This window comes from Streptomyces sp. NPDC042201 (assembly GCF_055582185.1).
Genome location: NZ_JBVJDS010000001.1, coordinates 293,857 through 310,414, shown reverse-complemented (window position 1 = coordinate 310,414; position 16,558 = coordinate 293,857). Strand labels below are relative to the sequence as shown.

General features: G+C 67.9%; 15 protein-coding genes. 8 read left to right on the top strand and 7 right to left on the bottom strand.

The window, feature by feature from the left end:
• Positions 1–17: 17 nt before the first annotated feature.
• The 8 genes from rnpA to ACZ6MZ_RS01295 all read left to right on the top strand — a co-directional run bounded on the left by rnpA (position 18) and on the right by ACZ6MZ_RS01295 (position 6,739).
• The gene (rnpA, locus tag ACZ6MZ_RS01330) at positions 18–389 is read left to right on the top strand and encodes a ribonuclease P protein component (protein ID WP_384178321.1); all 372 of its coding nucleotides are present in this window, start codon (positions 18–20) and stop codon (positions 387–389) included.
• Positions 386–745, top strand: a complete 360-nt coding sequence (gene yidD, locus ACZ6MZ_RS01325) for a membrane protein insertion efficiency factor YidD (RefSeq protein WP_384178318.1) — start codon at positions 386–388, stop codon at positions 743–745. The genes rnpA and yidD overlap by 4 nt, the downstream gene beginning before the upstream one ends.
• Before the next feature lie 3 nt (positions 746–748).
• A complete protein-coding gene (gene yidC, locus ACZ6MZ_RS01320) occupies positions 749–2,023 on the top strand; it encodes a membrane protein insertase YidC (protein ID WP_384178316.1) in 1,275 nt (424 codons plus the stop codon).
• A 14-nt stretch (positions 2,024–2,037) separates the two neighbouring features.
• Positions 2,038–2,562 carry a Jag family protein gene (locus tag ACZ6MZ_RS01315; RefSeq protein ID WP_389782888.1) on the top strand — a complete coding sequence of 175 codons (525 nt, stop codon included), beginning with the start codon at positions 2,038–2,040 and terminating at the stop codon, positions 2,560–2,562.
• Positions 2,563–2,667: 105 nt separating this feature from the next.
• On the top strand, positions 2,668–3,384 hold the full coding sequence (gene rsmG / locus ACZ6MZ_RS01310; protein ID WP_384178310.1) for a 16S rRNA (guanine(527)-N(7))-methyltransferase RsmG: 717 nt from the start codon (positions 2,668–2,670) through the stop codon (positions 3,382–3,384).
• 262 nt (positions 3,385–3,646) lie between these two features.
• Complete coding sequence (locus ACZ6MZ_RS01305) at positions 3,647–4,723, top strand: ParA family protein (protein ID WP_384178307.1); 1,077 nt, start codon at positions 3,647–3,649, stop codon at positions 4,721–4,723.
• Positions 4,720–5,820: a ParB/RepB/Spo0J family partition protein gene (locus ACZ6MZ_RS01300; RefSeq protein ID WP_469349076.1), complete on the top strand. Its 1,101-nt coding sequence runs from the start codon at positions 4,720–4,722 to the stop codon at positions 5,818–5,820. Before ACZ6MZ_RS01305 ends, ACZ6MZ_RS01300 begins: the two co-directional genes overlap by 4 nt.
• Positions 5,821–6,121: 301 nt before the next feature.
• On the top strand, positions 6,122–6,739 hold the full coding sequence (locus ACZ6MZ_RS01295) for a GNAT family N-acetyltransferase (protein WP_384178301.1): 618 nt from the start codon (positions 6,122–6,124) through the stop codon (positions 6,737–6,739).
• Positions 6,740–6,855: 116 nt separating this feature from the next.
• On the opposite strand, the gene trxA is transcribed toward ACZ6MZ_RS01295, so the two are convergent.
• From trxA to ACZ6MZ_RS01260, 7 genes are all read right to left on the bottom strand, one after another.
• A complete protein-coding gene (trxA, locus tag ACZ6MZ_RS01290) occupies positions 6,856–7,188 on the bottom strand; it encodes a thioredoxin (protein WP_319681722.1) in 333 nt (110 codons plus the stop codon).
• A 43-nt stretch (positions 7,189–7,231) separates the two neighbouring features.
• A complete protein-coding gene (trxB, locus tag ACZ6MZ_RS01285) occupies positions 7,232–8,206 on the bottom strand; it encodes a thioredoxin-disulfide reductase (RefSeq protein WP_469349073.1) in 975 nt (324 codons plus the stop codon).
• Between the two features lie 118 nt (positions 8,207–8,324).
• Positions 8,325–9,293, bottom strand: a complete 969-nt coding sequence (locus ACZ6MZ_RS01280; protein WP_469349072.1) for an anti-sigma factor family protein — start codon at positions 9,291–9,293, stop codon at positions 8,325–8,327.
• The gene (sigM, locus tag ACZ6MZ_RS01275) at positions 9,290–9,994 is read right to left on the bottom strand and encodes an RNA polymerase sigma factor SigM (protein ID WP_469349070.1); all 705 of its coding nucleotides are present in this window, start codon (positions 9,992–9,994) and stop codon (positions 9,290–9,292) included. The genes ACZ6MZ_RS01280 and sigM overlap by 4 nt, the downstream gene beginning before the upstream one ends.
• A gap of 25 nt (positions 9,995–10,019) precedes the next feature.
• Complete coding sequence (locus tag ACZ6MZ_RS01270) at positions 10,020–11,717, bottom strand: protein kinase family protein (RefSeq protein ID WP_469349068.1); 1,698 nt, start codon at positions 11,715–11,717, stop codon at positions 10,020–10,022.
• Positions 11,718–11,836: 119 nt separating this feature from the next.
• Complete coding sequence (gene murJ, locus ACZ6MZ_RS01265) at positions 11,837–13,972, bottom strand: murein biosynthesis integral membrane protein MurJ (protein ID WP_469349066.1); 2,136 nt, start codon at positions 13,970–13,972, stop codon at positions 11,837–11,839.
• A 45-nt stretch (positions 13,973–14,017) separates the two neighbouring features.
• Positions 14,018–16,366 (bottom strand): DUF6049 family protein, encoded by a 2,349-nt coding sequence (locus tag ACZ6MZ_RS01260; RefSeq protein WP_469349064.1) that lies wholly within the window; start codon positions 16,364–16,366, stop codon positions 14,018–14,020.
• Between the last annotated feature and the right edge of the window lie 192 nt (positions 16,367–16,558).

Below are 16,558 nucleotides of genomic sequence, written 5' to 3'. Positions count from 1 at the left end.
AGCCAACAGGTCATGACGTGCTGCCTACCGAGAATCGGCTGAGGCGGCGCGAGGACTTCGCGGCCGCGGTACGCCGAGGACGCCGGGCCGGACGCCCGCTCCTTGTCGTCCATCTACGCAGCGGTGCAACGGACCCGCACGCGCCTGGGGAGAGCGCTTCCCTGTCGCGTGCGGGTTTCGTCGTGAGCAAAGCCGTGGGTGGAGCTGTCGTGCGTACGCGGGTGAAGCGGAGACTCCGTCATCTGATACGTGACCGACTGCCCGAGCTGCCCCCCGGTAGCCTGGTTGTCGTACGGGCGCTGCCCGGGGCGGGTGACGCCGACTATGCACAACTGGCCCGAGACCTGGATGCCGCTCTTCAGCGGCTGCTGGGAGGGGGCACACGATGAAGTACCCGCTGCTGGCTCTGATCAAGCTGTACCAGTGGACGATCAGCCCGCTTCTCGGGCCTGTCTGCCGGTACTACCCGTCGTGTTCGCACTACGGATACACGGCTATCGACCGACATGGCGCGGTGAAGGGCACGGCGCTGACCGCCTGGCGCATTCTGCGGTGCAATCCGTGGTCGCCGGGTGGTGTGGACCATGTTCCACCACGTAAACGCCCGCGTTGGCACGAACTGCTGCGCAACGCGTTGCGCAGCAGTAAGGGCGGGCACTCCGCCGCTGGCGTGCCTTCCGGGGGATCGGCCCCCGACACCCCCAGTCCGGCCGCAGAGACCTCGCCCAATGCTCAAGGAGCCTGATTAGTGGACACGATTGCCAGTCTCTTCAGCTTTATCACCACACCTGTTTCATGGGTCATCGTCCAGTTCCACTCGCTGTACGGGACGATCTTCGGCCCGGATACGGGCTGGGCCTGGGGGCTGTCCATCGTGTCCCTGGTGGTGCTGATCCGGATCTGTCTGATCCCGCTTTTTGTGAAGCAGATCAAGTCGACCCGGAACATGCAGGTGCTCCAGCCCAAGATGAAGGCGATCCAGGAGCGCTACAAGAACGACAAGCAGCGTCAGTCCGAAGAGATGATGAAGCTGTACAAGGAGACGGGTACCAACCCGCTCTCCTCGTGTCTTCCCATCCTGGCGCAGTCGCCGTTCTTCTTCGCCCTGTACCACGTGCTCTCGAGCATCGCGAGCGGCAAGACGATCGGTGTCATCAACCAGGGGCTGCTGGACAGCGCCCGGCAGGCGCATATCTTCGGCGCCCCGCTGGCCGCCAAGTTCACGGACAGCAGTGACAAGGTGGCGTCCCTGCACGCCACGCTGACCGATGTGCGGGTCGTCACCGCGATCATGATCGTCCTGATGTCGGCGTCGCAGTTCTACACGCAGCGCCAGCTGATGACGAAGAACGTCGACCTGACGGTCAAGACGCCGTACATGCAGCAGCAGAAGATGCTGATGTACATCTTCCCGCTGATCTTCGCCGTCACGGGTATCAACTTCCCCGTCGGTGTGCTCGTCTACTGGCTGACCACCAACGTGTGGACCATGGGCCAGCAGATGTACGTGATCAACCAGAACCCGACTCCGGGCAGCAAGGCTCAGGACGCGTATCTGCAGCGTCTGCTGAAGACCATCTCCTCGCGCGACGAGGTGCGCTCCCGTCGTAAGCGCAATATCGTCCAGGCGATCGTGGCCAAGGGCCCCGACCGCAACGACAATGAGCGCAAGTTCATCACGGGTCTGGCGAAGGTGGGTCTGGCGGCGCAGGCCGACGGCACGGTGGTCAAGAGCGACACCGCCGGTGCCGAGGCCGAGGCCGGCGGCGCGGCGAGGCGGCAGCAGCCGAAGCGCCAGACCAAGGCGAAGCGGCAGGCCGCCGCTGCTCAGCCGGTTACGGACAAGCCGGCACAGGACTCCGAGGCAGCCGGGGATGCGGCGAAGACCTCGCTGGTGAAGAAGGACGAGCCGCAGGACACCACGTCCAAGCCGTCGGGCAAGCCCGCCGCCGGTTCCGCACGCCAAGCCAAGTCGGGGCAGCGTAAGGGCCAGCAGCGGCCCAAGCACCCGTCCAAGAAGTAAGAAGGAGTCCATCCGTGACGGAAGGCACCATTTCCGCCGACGCCGAGTCCGCCGCCGAGGGGGGCGACACCCTGACCCGCCTGGAGCAGGAAGGGGAGATCGCGGCCGACTACCTCGAAGGTCTGCTCGACATCGCTGATCTCGACGGCGATATCGACATGGACGTCGAGGCCGACCGGGCCGCGGTCTCGATCATCAGCGACTCGAGTGGCCGGGATCTGCAGAAGCTTGTGGGACGTGACGGCGAGGTGCTGGAGGCGCTTCAGGAGCTGACGCGGCTCGCCGTGCATCGCGAGACCGGGGACCGCAGTCGGCTGATGCTGGACATCGCGGGCTTCCGGGCCAAGAAGCGCACCGAGCTCGCCGAGCTGGGAGCCAAGGCCGCGGACGAGGTGAAGAGCACCGGTGAGCCGGTGAAGCTGAACCCCATGACGCCCTTCGAGCGGAAGGTCGTGCATGACGCGGTCGCGGCCGCGGGGCTGCGCAGTGAGTCCGAGGGCGAGGAGCCGCAGCGCTTCGTCGTGGTGCTCCCTGCCTGACCGGTCCATCGCTTTTCGGCCCCGTCTGTTTCGCAGGCGGGGCCGAGCTTTGTCAGCCTGATAGTCAGCCATCAGATGGTGGTTCGGTATGGAAGGACGGTTCCCGTGACGGAGACAGCAGAGCTTCCCCCTGCACCGGAAGAGGCACGGACTGTTTTCGGTGAGTTCTTTCCAGAGGCTGTCCGCTACGCGGAGCTGCTGGCGGACGCGGGAGTCAAGCGCGGTCTGATCGGCCCTCGTGAGGTGCCGCGGCTGTGGGAGCGGCATCTGCTGAACTGCGCGGTGCTCTCCGAGGTCGTGCCCGAGGGTGTGATGGTCTGCGATGTCGGCTCCGGTGCCGGGCTTCCGGGGATTCCGTTGGCGCTGGTTCGGCCGGACTTGAAGATCACGCTGCTGGAACCGCTGTTGCGGCGGACGAATTTTCTTCAGGAAGTGGTCGAGCTGCTGGGCCTGGACCATGTGACGGTGGTGCGTGGCCGGGCCGAGGAGGTCCTTGGCACATTGCCGCCGGTGCATGTGGTCACGGCGCGTGCGGTGGCTCCGCTGGATCGCCTGGCGGGCTGGGGGGTGCCTCTGCTGCGTCCGTACGGCGAGATGCTGGCGCTCAAGGGCGACACGGCCGAGGAAGAGGTCAAGGGGGCTCGCGCCGCACTGAGCAAGCTCGGTGTGGTGGAGGCCTCGGTGCTGCACGTCGGGGAGGGCATCGTCGATCCGCTGGCCACGGTGGTGCGGGTGGAGGTCGGGGAGAGCCCCGGCGGGGTGCGGTTCGCGGCGAAGCGGGCCAAGGCCGCCCGGGTGGGTCGTGCGAGGCGGCGCCGCTGAGCCGTACAGTCCGTACTGCCTATCAATGGTGCTCCATACAAGCAGCCATACCTACGCATTGCGGAGTGTCGTGACGATCTGAGCCTGCGGCGCATGCATCGTGTTTCACGTGAAACGTCGCTCACTGCTGCAGGGAATCATCAGCCGTGGCCGCGCGGCCACACCGCGCGACCGAAAGCCCCTCGTGAGAGGGACGAGGTTGTCCACAGATGTGGATTCCTCCACAGAACCACGGGCCTCGCTGGTTCACGACCCCGAAAGCATGGCAGGCTCTGTCCATTGCGAGTCTGAAGTCGAGGAGAGTGAATCCTTGCGGTCCGACGCCAACATCGCGGGACCGATGACCGATCCGGTCCCCGGTCCCCGTACCGAGTCGGCGGGGGAGGATGTTTCACGTGAAACACCGCCCCCGATGGACGACACCCCCATTGGCCGCGCTGCCCAGCTGGCGGTGGAGGCACTGGGTCGCGCCGGCGAGGGTCTGCCCCGCCCCGAGCAGACGCGTGTCATGGTCGTTGCCAATCAGAAGGGCGGTGTGGGGAAGACCACCACCACGGTCAACCTCGCCGCCTCGCTCGCGCTCCATGGCGCGCGCGTACTGGTGATCGATCTTGATCCACAGGGCAATGCCTCTACGGCGCTCGGGATCGATCACCACGCCGAAGTTCCCTCGATCTATGACGTCCTGGTGGAGAGCAAGCCACTCTCAGAGGTGGTCCAGCCCGTACCGGACGTCGAAGGTCTCTTCTGTGCCCCAGCCACCATCGATCTCGCCGGTGCGGAGATCGAGCTGGTTTCGCTGGTGGCACGGGAGAGCCGACTGCAGCGGGCGATCGAGGCGTATGAGCAGCCGTTGGACTACATCCTCATCGACTGCCCGCCCTCGCTCGGCCTGCTGACCGTCAATGCGATGGTCGCCGGCGCAGAGGTGCTGATTCCCATCCAGTGTGAGTACTACGCGCTCGAGGGGCTCGGTCAGCTGCTGCGGAACGTCGATCTGGTGCGTGGGCATCTCAATCCCACGCTGCATGTGTCGACGATCCTGCTCACCATGTACGACGGCAGGACGCGCCTCGCTTCGCAGGTGGCGGACGAGGTGCGGAGTCATTTCGGCAAGGAGGTACTGCGGACGAGCATCCCTAGGTCCGTGCGTATCTCGGAGGCACCGAGCTATGGGCAGACGGTGCTGACCTACGATCCGGGGTCCAGTGGATCCCTGTCGTATCTCGAAGCCGCCCGTGAGATCGCCCTACGGGGGGTCGGGGTGCACTATGACGCCCAGCAGGCCCATGTGGGCAGCCAGAACAGTCAGCAGAGTATGTCGGAGGGGATCCAGTGAGCGAGCGACGTAGAGGATTGGGGCGTGGGCTGGGTGCGCTGATCCCTGCCGCTCCGCAGGAGAAGCAGGTGCCCTCCGCAGGAGCGGCGCCGGCCTCTCCCGGAGCGGGTCCGGTGCTGACCGCGGAGCGGGGTGTGGCCGCGGCGAAGGTGACGTCACTGCCTCAGGCCGCCACGGCGCCGGACGCGGAGATGGTCGGGCCGGAGCACGAGGCAGTGCCCGAGCCGATGCCGACAGCCGGGGCGCACTTCGCCGAAGTGCCGATTGACTCCATCACGCCGAATCCGCGGCAGCCGCGTGAGGTGTTCGACGAGGACGCACTTGCCGAGCTGATCACCTCCATCAAGGAAGTGGGGCTGCTCCAGCCGGTTGTCGTACGGCAGGTGGGGCCGGAGCGCTATGAGCTCATCATGGGTGAGCGGCGCTGGCGGGCCTGCCGGGAAGCCGGTCTGGAGCGCATCCCGGCGATCGTCCGCGCCACGGACGACGAGAAGCTGCTGCTCGACGCGCTGCTGGAGAACCTGCACCGTGCCCAGCTGAACCCGCTGGAAGAGGCCGCGGCCTACGACCAGCTGCTCAAGGATTTCAGTTGCACGCATGACCAGCTGGCCGACCGGATCGGGCGCTCGCGTCCGCAGGTTTCCAACACGCTGCGATTGCTGCGACTCTCTCCCCCTGTGCAGCGCAGGGTCGCGGCCGGAGTGCTCTCGGCCGGTCATGCCCGGGCGCTTCTCTCGGTGGATGATTCCGAGGAGCAGGACCGGCTGGCGCATCGCATCGTGGCCGAGGGGCTCTCGGTGCGCGCGGTCGAGGAGATCGTGACCCTGATGGGGTCGCGTCCCCAGAGCAACCCCAAGGCGAAGGGGCCGCGGGCCGGTGGCCGGCTGTCGCCATCGCTGACCGATCTGGCATCGCGTCTCTCGGACCGGTTCGAGACCCGGGTGAAGGTCGACCTGGGATTGAAGAAGGGAAAGATCGTCGTTGAGTTCGCCTCAATAGACGATCTGGACCGGATTCTCGGTGCTCTTGCCCCGGGCGAGAGGCGGGTCCTGGACAGCGACTCCTCCGAGGAGTCCGGGGAGGACGACGAGAGCTGAGGCTCTCGCACCGTCACAGGGCGGGCCGTGTTCCATGCTTACCGGAACACGGCCCGCCCTTTGCTGTCTCCCGGTGTCCGGGGCAGCTCTGGGTGGATACGATGCGTTCTGGTATGGCGCATCCACCTTGATCCACCTCAGAAGGAGAGCGGGCCATGCGATCGGTGAGCCGCAGCCAACTGGTGTCAGCTGGACTGGGTCTTGGAATGCTCGGCGGCTTCGTCGGCAGTCTGCTTCGGGAACGGAGCGTGCTGTCAGCCGCCCGAGGCGCGGCAAGCGAAGGAAGTGAGGAACAGCCTCCATGGGGCGTCGGCTCGTACCGCTCACGCTGGACAACCTTCCGGACCTCCCCAAGCGCTGCCGAGCGTGTGTCTTCTGGGAGCTTGATCCGGTCAGCGGGGAAGCCGCAGTAACAGCGGGCAGGGCCGAGAGGGAGAAGGAAGCCTGGATCTCGGGCGTTCTGCTGGAGTGGGGATCCTGCGGCCGTGTCGTCTATGTCGATGACGTGCCGGTCGGCTTCGTTCTGTACGCGCCTCCGGCGTATGTGCCGCGATCCACGGCCTTCCCGACGAGCCCCGTCTCCCCGGACGCGGTCCAGCTGATGACCGCCTGGATCATGCCGGGCTATCAGGGGCAGGGACTCGGCCGGGTGATGGTGCAGACCGTGGCCAAGGATCTGCTGCGGCGGGAGTTCAAGGCCATTGAGGCGTTCGGTGACGCGCGGTGGAAGGAGCCGGCCTGTGTACTGCCCGCCGAGCATCTGCTGGCGGTCGGCTTCAAGACCGTACGTCCGCATCCGAGGTATCCACGGCTGAGGCTGGAGCTCCGCACCACGCTCTCCTGGAAGGAAGACGTGGAGCTGGCACTGGACCGGCTGCTGGGCGCTGTGCAGAAGGAACCGGCGCTGCGGCCGCTCTGACACAGTCATCGGGTCTGAAACGGTCATCGGGCCGGCGGGACAGGAAAACGGGCCCATCCCCTGGTACGGGGATGGGCCCGTTTCACGTGAAACATTGAGGGTCAGCTGCCGCTGACTTACTCGCCGATGAAGCTCTCCAAGTCGCGCACGAGCGCGGCCTTGGGCTTGGCGCCGACGATGGTCTTGGCCACCTCGCCGTTCTGGTAGACGTTCAGCGTCGGGATGGACATGACGCCGTACTTGGCTGCGGTGGCCGGGTTCTCGTCAATGTTGAGCTTGACGATCTCGATCTTGTCGCCGTGCTCGGCCGCGATGGCCTCGAGCGACGGCGCGATCTGGCGGCAGGGTCCGCACCAGGCGGCCCAGAAGTCCACCAGTACGGGCTTGTCGCTCTTCAGGACGTCCTCTTCGAACGAGTCGTCGGTCACATGCTTCAGGTCGCCGGCCACGGCGGCCTCCTTAACTTCGTGGGGTGTGGGTGGGTACGGCTGGTCAGACGGTGGCGGTCTTCTCCGGCTCAGCCGTCTTCTCGCTGTCACTCAGCGCGGCGAGGAAGCGCTCGGCGTCGAGTGCGGCGGAGCACCCGGTGCCCGCAGCGGTGATCGCCTGGCGGTAGGTGTGGTCGACGACGTCACCGGCGCCGAAGACGCCGGACAGGTTCGTCCGCGTCGACGGGGCCGCGACGGTGAGGTAACCCTCGTTGTCCAGATCGAGCTGGCCCTTGAAGAGCTCGGTCCGCGGGTCGTGGCCCACCGCGATGAACAGACCGGTCACCGGCAGCGCGGAGGTCTCGCCGGTGGTGGTGTTGCGCAGGGTCAGACCGGAGAGCTTCTGCTCACCGTGGATCTCCGCGACCTCGCTGTCCCAGGCGAACTTGATCTTGGGGTCGGCGAAGGCGCGATCCTGCATGGCCTTGGAGGCGCGCAGGGTGTCCCGGCGGTGAACGATGGTGACGGACTTGGCGAAGCGCGACAGGAAGGTGGCTTCCTCCATCGCGGTGTCGCCACCGCCGACGACGGCGATGTCCTGGTCCTTGAAGAAGAAGCCGTCACACGTGGCACACCAGGAGACGCCGCGTCCGGAGAGCGTGTCCTCGTTGGCCAGGCCGAGCTTGCGGTGCTGGGAGCCGGTCGTGACGATCACGCTCTTGGCGCGGTGCACGGTGCCGGCCGTGTCGGTGACCGTCTTGATGTCACCGGTGAGGTCGACGGCGATGACATCGTCCGGAATGAGCTCGGCGCCAAAACGCTCCGCCTGTCCCCGCATGTTGTCCATCAGGTCCGGGCCCATGATGCCGTCCCGGAAGCCCGGGAAGTTCTCCACATCGGTGGTGTTCATCAGCGCACCACCCGCGGTGACGGCGCCCTCGAAGACCAGCGGCTTCAGCGATGCGCGCGCGGTGTACAGCGCGGCCGTATAGCCGGCGGGCCCGGAGCCGATGATGATCACATTACGGACGTCGCTCACGGGTTCTTCCTCGTCTCTGCTGACTGCCTACTGGGGCCGGATCAACGACTTTCACCCCATCCAACGGATCCTACGGGTCCGGCATTCCCGCGGTGACCCAGCGGCACGGAGGGTGTCGTCAGTGGCGAGTGTAGGAGTGAGTCAGCAGAACTTTTCCCTTGCCCAACGGGGCGCTGTCCACGCATGCCCCGTCGATCACATACGCCTCGACCCGGGTGGCGTCAGCGGAGTCCGGCAGGACGACGAGGTAGGCATCACTGCCCTGGTAGGTGCCCTTCTCGACCGCGAGGACCGGCTCGGTGCGGCCGGTGCCCTGTCGAACGCAGGGGGGCACGTCGGGTTCGGGACGGAAGAGCGGGGAGTTCGAGGCACCCCGGTCGGTCGGAGCACCCTGCCGGTCGGTCTTGGGCTCCTTGGATCCCTTGGACGCCGAGCCGGAGGCCAGCAGTGCGTCCACGCGGCCCTGGAGACGGGGCTCCGAGAATTCCTTGCCGTCATTCGCCGTGGCACTGATCCCCGAGCCGGCCTCCGAGCTGTCACTCGAAGACTGCAGCGACTGCAGGGACTGGAGCAGAAGAACGCTGACACCCACGGCGGCTGTTCCGAACACGGTGCCCAGGACGACGTTGCGCCGGCGCCGGCGGGCGTGACTGCTGCGACCGGGGCCGGTGGCGGCCCGTGGACGGCCGGCAGGGCGGTCGGCCGGTACGGCATCTGCCGTTGTCGAGTCTGCGGGCGTGGAGTCCGAGGGCGGGAGGGCCGGGGCGGCGGGCTTCTGGGAGGAGGGCGTTGTTTCACGTGAAACATGCGCAGCCGCGTCATCCGGTGCGGTCGCATCCAGGAGCGCTTCCGCCGCGAGGGCGGCATCGATGCGCCCGGCGACATCGGCAGGCATCCGGGGCGGTCCGGGCAGAGTGCCGAGCAGTCCCCTGATCTCGTCCAGCGAATCACGGACATCGGCGCAGAGCACGCAGCCGTCGAGGTGGCTCCGTACATCAGCGGTACGAGACGGCGAGAGCAGTCCTTCTGCCAGGTCGGAGATCTCCGAGACATCCGGGTGCTGAGTCATGTCGGCCGTAGATGTCATGCGCGCCCACCTCCGCCCTTCGCTGCAGCAGGATCACTTGGTCCTGAATCCCTTGGTCCCGATGCCGGTGGGACGGATGCCCCCGGCGTCCGGTTCCTTCCCCGGCCCATGCCGCTGTTATCCCCGGTGCCCCCCCGCAGATGAGTGAGCATGGGCAGAAGTCTCGCCCGGCCGCGTGCGCAGCGGCTCTTCACCGTGCCGACGGGCACGCCCAGGGCGCGCGCGGCCTCCGCCACGGGGTAGCCCTGCATGTCCACGAGCACCAGCGCCGCCCGCTGGTCGATGGGGAGCTTGGCGAGCGCCGCCAGCAGCTGGCGGTGGAGCTCTCGGCGCTCGGCAGGGGCCTCCGCCGACTCATGGGGCTCAAGAAGCTGTTCCAGCCGCTCGGTGTCATCCATGGGGGAGGTCTTGCGAGACGCGGCTTTACGGGCCCGGTCGAGGCAGGCATTGACGGTGATGCGGTGCAGCCAGGTGGTCACGGCGGACTGCCCGCGGAAGGTGTGGGCCGCGCGGAAGGCGGAGACCAGGGCGTCCTGGACCGCGTCAGCCGCTTCTTCGCGGTCGCCCAGGGTCCGGAGGGCGACGGCCCAGAGCCGGTCGCGGTGGCGCCGTACCAGCTCACCGAAGGCATGAGGGTGGCCTGCGACATGAGCGCTCAGAAGGTCCTGATCACTTGTGTCGCCGAGTGCGGCGTCGTCCAACGGTGAGCCCCCTCCCCTGGTCCGGTCAGCTGGTGATCTCGATCTCCGAGACCTTGCCCCGGTAGTTACCGTCGCTGGTCTTCGGAAGATCGGTCAGCCAGATCAGAACGTACCGTGCCTGGAGCGGCTTTCCGGGCTTGAGGGCGACTTTCTCACCGGATCCCTCGGCAACCTTCGTGAAACCGTCCAGTGCGCCCGGCTGGGATGTCGCGTCCGCGGACGCGGCCCTCAGCTCGACGGCGGTGGTCCCTCCGAGGAAGGAGACGTCTACCTGGCCGATCTGCTGAGCCGTGCCGAGATCCAGGATGATGCCGACGCCGGATTTGAGGCGGCCGAAGTCCGAGCTGAAGTAGCCGTCGGTGTTCCAGAACGTGCTCGGGTCGCCGTCATAGCTGTTCTTTATCCCGGCGGGCTTCTCGGACTTGTCCTGGCCGAGCGGGTCGAAATCCCGGGCGCCGGCGATGGCGACCGGCTTTCCGGGCTGGATCGCCTTGTCACCGTCTCCGGTGGTCGTCTCGGTGGGAGTGGTGTCGCTCCCCTCCCGTCCCCCGTCGAGGAGCCGGTCGGCCACCTGCCAGCTGCCGAGCCCGAGGGCGGCGATCAGGAGCGCGGCGACGGTCCACTTCAGCGCCTTGCCGGTACGGCCCTGAAGCGGGGGCGGCGGCATCACCGGTGCGGGGGCGGGCGCCCCGGGAACCGACGGCGGCCGCCCGTACGTGCCCTGCTGGTAGGTGGTGCGCTGGTATTCGGGCGGGGCGGTGAAGGTGGGTTCCGGCGGCCGGACACGCGGCATCTCCGCGACCGCCGCGGCCAGCTCGTCCGGGGTGGTGCACGGTGGTTCCTGCCGGGAGGCAGTGGCACCGTCATTGATCAGGGCCCGCATGGCGAGCTCCGAGAGACCGCGGTGGACGCCGGCGCGTACCTGGTCGGGGGCGATCAGCCCGACACCCTTGGGCAGGCCGGAGAGCCCGTAGGCGTCCGTCTCGTACGGCCAGCGCTGGGTCAGCGCGGCATAGAGGAGCGCGCCGATCGCCTCGGTGTCGGTGCGCTGCGGCCGCTCGGCGCTGATTCCGCGCAGAGCGGCGTTCACGGCGAGGCCACGGATCCGGTACTGGCCGGAGGAGGTCCGCAGTACCGCTCCTGGCGTGAGCCGCAGATGCGCGAGGCCTTCGCGATGGGCGGCGGCCATGGCCTGGGAGATCTGGCTGACCAGCTGGTAGGCGTCGTGGGCGTCCATCGGCCCCGAGGCGAGGAGAGCGGTGAGCTCGACGGCGTCCGGCAGCCACTCATGGACGACGTAGACGAGGTCGTTCTCCTCGACGGCGTCCAGGACCTGTACAAAGCGCGGGTCGCCGAGCAGGGCTGCTGATCTGGCCGCGGCCAGTACGGAACGGGCTCGCGGATGGTCGGCGGGAAGGAGGTGGACGCCTACCGCACGGCGCAATTTCTCGTCGACCGCACGCCAGCTGCTGAAACCGTCCAGACGGGTGACGCACTCCTCCAGACGGTAGCGTCTGGCGAGTTTGTGGCCGCTGTGCAGCTCGGGCGACGCGCCGGCCGGCTCGGTGCTCTGCCGCTCACCGCCCGTGTCCGGCGCGGACTTCTCCGCCGTGTCCTGGGCTTTCGTCAACCCGTCGGTCGTGGCCTTGCCCGCCTTGGCGGTCAGCGGCTCATCACCGCTGTTGTCGGCCACGTCGACGGCAGCCGTGCTACGTTCCGCCACCGTCGCTCCTGCCTCCCCATCCGTTGCGCACTATCCAACAGCCAAGCCAATTGTGCCCACAGTCGGCCCCTATGCACGACACGCGGCGACCGAGGATGGTTGTGCTCGGCGGCGCCGCCTCAGCGTCCGAGACGTCCGCGCACCATGCCGACCATGGCGTTGAGTTCTTCGATCCGCATCTTCTTCGCCGCGACGAAGAAGAGCCCCAGAAGGACGATCCCGCCGCCGGCCAGCGCCGCCAACGAGGCGAGAGCGCCGCTGCCGAGACTGTGCAGGACGGCGTAGGCGACGCCGCCCGCCGCGAGGGCTCCCGGGACGGATGCCAGGCAGAGCCGGGCGTACGTACGCAGCACGCGGCCGCCGTCCAGATCGCCACCCAGCCGGTTCCGCAGCCTGCGCCACGCGATACCCACGCCGACCGCGTAGGCCAGTCCGTACGACGCCGCCATGCCGACCACGGCCCAACGGGGGGGCAGCACGACGTAGCAGAGGGCGGACGCCGCGGCGTTGACCGCGGCGACGATGACGGTGTTGTAGAAGGGCGTCCGGGTGTCCTCGTAGGCGTAGAAACCGCGCAGCACGACGTACTGCACGGAGTACGGAATGAGTCCGAGGGCGAACGCCATGAGGATGAAGCCCATGGACCGTGCGGATTCCAGGCCGCTCGACGAGAACATCAGGATGGAGAGCGGGACACCCAGGGCGAGGAACCCGAAGGCGATCGGGACGATCGCGACCGCGGAATTACGCAGTCCCTGGGAGATGTCGTCGCGTACCGCGCCCGGATCGCCGTCGTGAGCGGCCCGGGAGATCCTGGGCAGCAGCGCGGCCATGACCGAGACAGTGATGATGGCCTGCGGCATGCCCCAGATGAGCTGGGCATTGCTGTAGGCGAGGATGCCGGTGCCGTCCTTGCCGGAGGCTTCGCCGGCGGCGGTGGCCAGCTGGGTGACGACCAGCACACCCGCCTGGTTGGCGAGGACGAACAGCACGGTCCACTTGGCCAGCTTGACCGTCTTGCCGAGGCCGTGGCCCTTCCAGTCGAACCGCGGGCGGAACCGGAACCCGGTTTCACGGAGGTAAGGGATCATCGCGAGCGCCTGGACGGCGAGGCCGAGCAGCGTACCGATGCCCAGCAGCCGTACGCCGTCCGGCGGGATCGTACGGACGGTCATGCTCGAGTCGGCGGCGGTGCCGTACACCCAGATGAACAGACCGAACGTGGCGATCATGACGATGTTGTTGAGGACCGGGGTCCACATCATCGCGCCGAACTTCCCGCGCGCGTTGAGGATCTGGCCCATCACCACGTGCACGCCCATGAAGAAGATCGTGGGCAGGCAGTAGCGGGCGAAGGTGACGGCGACGTTGTTGGCGGCGGGATCGCTGGCGATCGTGTCCGACATCAGCCGGACCAGCAGCGGCGCCCCGAACACGGCGAGGGCCACGATCGCGCCGAGTGCCACCATGACGAGGGTCAGCAGCCGGTTGGCGTAGGCCACCCCGCCGTCGTTGTCGTTCTTCATCGCCCGCACGAGCTGCGGTACGAACACGGAGTTGAGGCCACCGCCGACGGTGAGGATGTAGATCATCGTCGGCAGGGTGTAGGCCACGGTGAAGGAGTCACCGAGCAGGGCCGCGCCCAGGGCGGCGGTGATCACCAGGCTCCGTACGAAGCCGGTGAGCCGGGAGACCAGCGTGCCCGCGGCCATCACCGCACTGGACTTGAGCAGACCCGCGGCCCGGCCGCCCGGCTTCTTGGCCGGGGACGGCGCCGAGGCCGGCGCGGGTGCGGCCGGGCCTGGCACCGTGACCTGCTGGTCGCGGTAGAGATGTGCGAAGGCGTTCGGCGGCGGCGGCTCGTCTCCGGCCTCGGAGACCAGCTCGTCGACGCCCGTGAACTGAGTGGTTCTCGGGTCGTCCCCGTACGGCAGACGCCGGGAAGGCCCGGAGGGCTCGGGCGGGGGCGTCTGGGCCCAGACCCGGGGATCGGGGGCGTGCTGCTGCGCGGGCGGCTGCTGGTACAGCTGCTGGGTCTCCTGGTACGTGCCCGGAGGCGGCGGTGGATGCGAGGCGCGGTCGTACAGCGCCTCGGTCACCGGGTCCTGCGTGGAGAGGTCCTGAGACCAGTAGGGGTCCTGGCTGTAAGCATCCTGGACATAGGGATCCTGGGCAGGCTGCGGAGAAGGCGGAACCTGGCCTGCCGGATCGCCGCCCGCGCCCTGCCCGCGGTCACCGTCGTACGGCGCGTTCATGGTTACCCCACCTCATCGTCCCCGGCCGACCGGCCACGACATCGCTCAACGGTCCACTTTCTCACCCGTACCCGACGGGTCCGCGCTTTGCGGTCCGGTGTCCGGTGTCGGGTCACTCGGCTGCTCGGGTTCTGTGTCCTTCGCGGCCTGCGAGCCGTCCGTGCCGGGCGCGCTCCCGGGGTCGTCGACGCCCTCGTCGTTGTCCGTGGGCTCCGCGGCCGCCCTACGGGCCACCGCGCGCTTGCGCCGGCTGTACATCTTGACCCCGGCGAGGACCAGCAGCAGTACTCCGCCGGCGATGACGAGCATCACAGTGGTCGTGATCTCGGAGACCTTGACCTGGAAGGTCATGGGGTCGCCGTACGGCTTGCCGTCCACCGTGTAGAGCTGGGCGGTCACCTGGACCGGGCCGTTGGCATTGCCCGCGCCGGTGAACTTCACCGACTGGCTGTGTCCGCCGTCGATCTTGATGGGCCGTTCCGCGACAGCCCGGTCGCCGTCGATCTTGAGGCGGGTCGGGTTGTCGGACTTGAGGCGCAGCACCAGCTCCTCGACGCCCTGCAGCAGTTTGTTCTGGACGGTCACCGGGATCGTCGCGCTGCGTCCGGACAGGGTGAGGACGGACTTCGGGATGAGCTGTACCTCGGTGGTCAGGTCCCGCAGATAGCGCTCCACCGTGAAGCGGTACTGCTGGGCCCCGCCCGCCTCGCCGCGCCAGGAGGTCGACATCGCCCGGTTGATCGCGTTGCCGAAGGGAGCGGCCACACGGTCGGGTGCGCTGAGGATGGCCTTGAAGTTCTCGAGCCGGTCCTGCGTGTTCTTGATCTCCACGAACGCCTGGGTCGGCAGCTCCTGGCTACGCAGCTTCTTCGGATACCGCGAAGAGCCGGGCACCTTGGTGGTGGCGTCCGAGTCGGGCTTGGCCGCGGCCGCCGCGATCAGATCGGCCGGCTCCGTCCACCGCTCGGGATCCAGACCGTGCAGCGCGCGTGCCATGGACTGCGCCTGGGCGGCCGTCGGCATGCGCTGGGGCGCGACGACGGCGCTGCGCTGATTGTCGGGCTCCTGCAGGGTCAGGGCCAGTGACTGGGCGAGGAACTTCTGGACCGCGAGAGTGGAGCTGCTCGCCGCCGTCATGTCGCCCTGGAAGGCGGTGGAGAGCCGGGTGTCGGCGACGACAGCCGTGGTTCCACCGCCGATCGGCCGTGCGGCGCTGGGGGTGTACGGCAGGTTGTCCTGCAGGCTGTCGCTGCGGGTGATCACCTTGTGGGCGCCCGCCGAGGTCGCGACATCGACGATCGAGGGGTCGATCGCGCCGTCCACGGGCCAGGCGAAGTCGACGGACGGCTTCACATGGAGGATGGTCTCCACGGTCTTCCCGGCCACGTCCGTGGCGGGCTGGAGATGGCTGAGCGCGCCGGAGACTCCCTTGCCGCGGTGTGCCAGCGACGCCAGGTCCGGGTCGGCGAACGGCAGTGCGATGACCTTACGGCCCTGCACCGCCTTCTCAAGGTTGTTGAGCCACTGGTTGGCCACGGCCTGGTTCTTGCCGGGGATGGTGGACTTCCCGTTTCTGATCCGGTAGTTCCGGGTCATCGCATCGGCGGTGGCGAGCAGATCGGGGTCGATCACCCAGGTGACGGGAAGCTCGTTGCCGAGGGAGACCATCTGCTCCAGCCGCCCACCGGGGGCCAGCTCCTTGGCCAGGTCGTCGTTCTCGAAGACCGCGGTCTGCTGATCGTCCGAGCCGGTCTCCGCGGAGAGATGCGGCGTAGAGATCAGCGGCCAGAGGGCGGTGAGCTGGGTCTTCTGGTCCGTCGCCTCGGGCTGCCAGGGGAGGAAAGTGCGCTGGATGCCGAGCACCTGTTCGTACGGTGCGTTGGCGGTCTGCCCGGTCAGTGAGACACCGAGCTGGTAGACACCGTCCTCGCCGAGTCCGAGCTCGCCGACCGGTACGGAGAGGGTGAAGTCCTGGGGGATGCCGGACGCGAGCTTCGGGAAGGTGACCTTGTACTTGCCACCGACGGGAGCCACATCACCCGAGGCGTTGCCCGAGCGCTTGGAGGCATCGTCGATCGCGGTCCTGCCGGACAGCCGCGGGCCCACCCGTAGATCCACCTGGGCGCCGGTGATGGTGTTCTTGCCCTCGTTGGTCACCGTGCCGGAGACGGTGAGTGTGTCGCCCTTCACCGGCGCGCTGGGGCTCAGTGTGTCGAGCGCCACATCGACCGTGCGGGAGCCACTGGCCGCCGGCGCGGCCTGAGCCGCCGGGGCCCCCGTGCCTGCCAATAGTCCGGCCAGGAGCGGCGCTCCTGCGATCACGGAGGCTGTGCGCCGCAGCCACTGGCGGGCAGGAGAGTGACCCGTCCCCTGGAAGTCTGCCGCCTCCGCCACGCGCTCGCCCGTCCCTCGTCATCGTTGGTTGCCGTTGGTGGTTGTCGATTATTGCGTCCACGCATGGTAACGATGTGCGCTGTGGCGAAGTGCTTGGGACTGCTCCACATGATCTTAAGAATCTCATGCGCCGCCGGAAACCTATGCATCGGAGGCCGGGGAGACCGAAACAGGGGCGCCCGCAGGAGCCGC

Bases quoted from the DNA above. Each gene is read 5' to 3' on its own strand.
- murJ (WP_469349066.1), bottom strand. From the start codon at position 13,972: ATGAACGCGCCGTACGACGGTGACCGCGGGCAGGGCGCGGGCGGCGAT.
- ACZ6MZ_RS01305 (WP_384178307.1), top strand. From the start codon at position 3,647: ATGGCAGGCTCTGTCCATTGCGAGTCTGAAGTCGAGGAGAGTGAATCC.
- yidD (WP_384178318.1), top strand. From the start codon at position 386: ATGAAGTACCCGCTGCTGGCTCTGATCAAGCTGTACCAGTGGACGATC.
- ACZ6MZ_RS01295 (WP_384178301.1), top strand. From the start codon at position 6,122: ATGGGGCGTCGGCTCGTACCGCTCACGCTGGACAACCTTCCGGACCTC.
- ACZ6MZ_RS01280 (WP_469349072.1), bottom strand. From the start codon at position 9,293: ATGACATCTACGGCCGACATGACTCAGCACCCGGATGTCTCGGAGATC.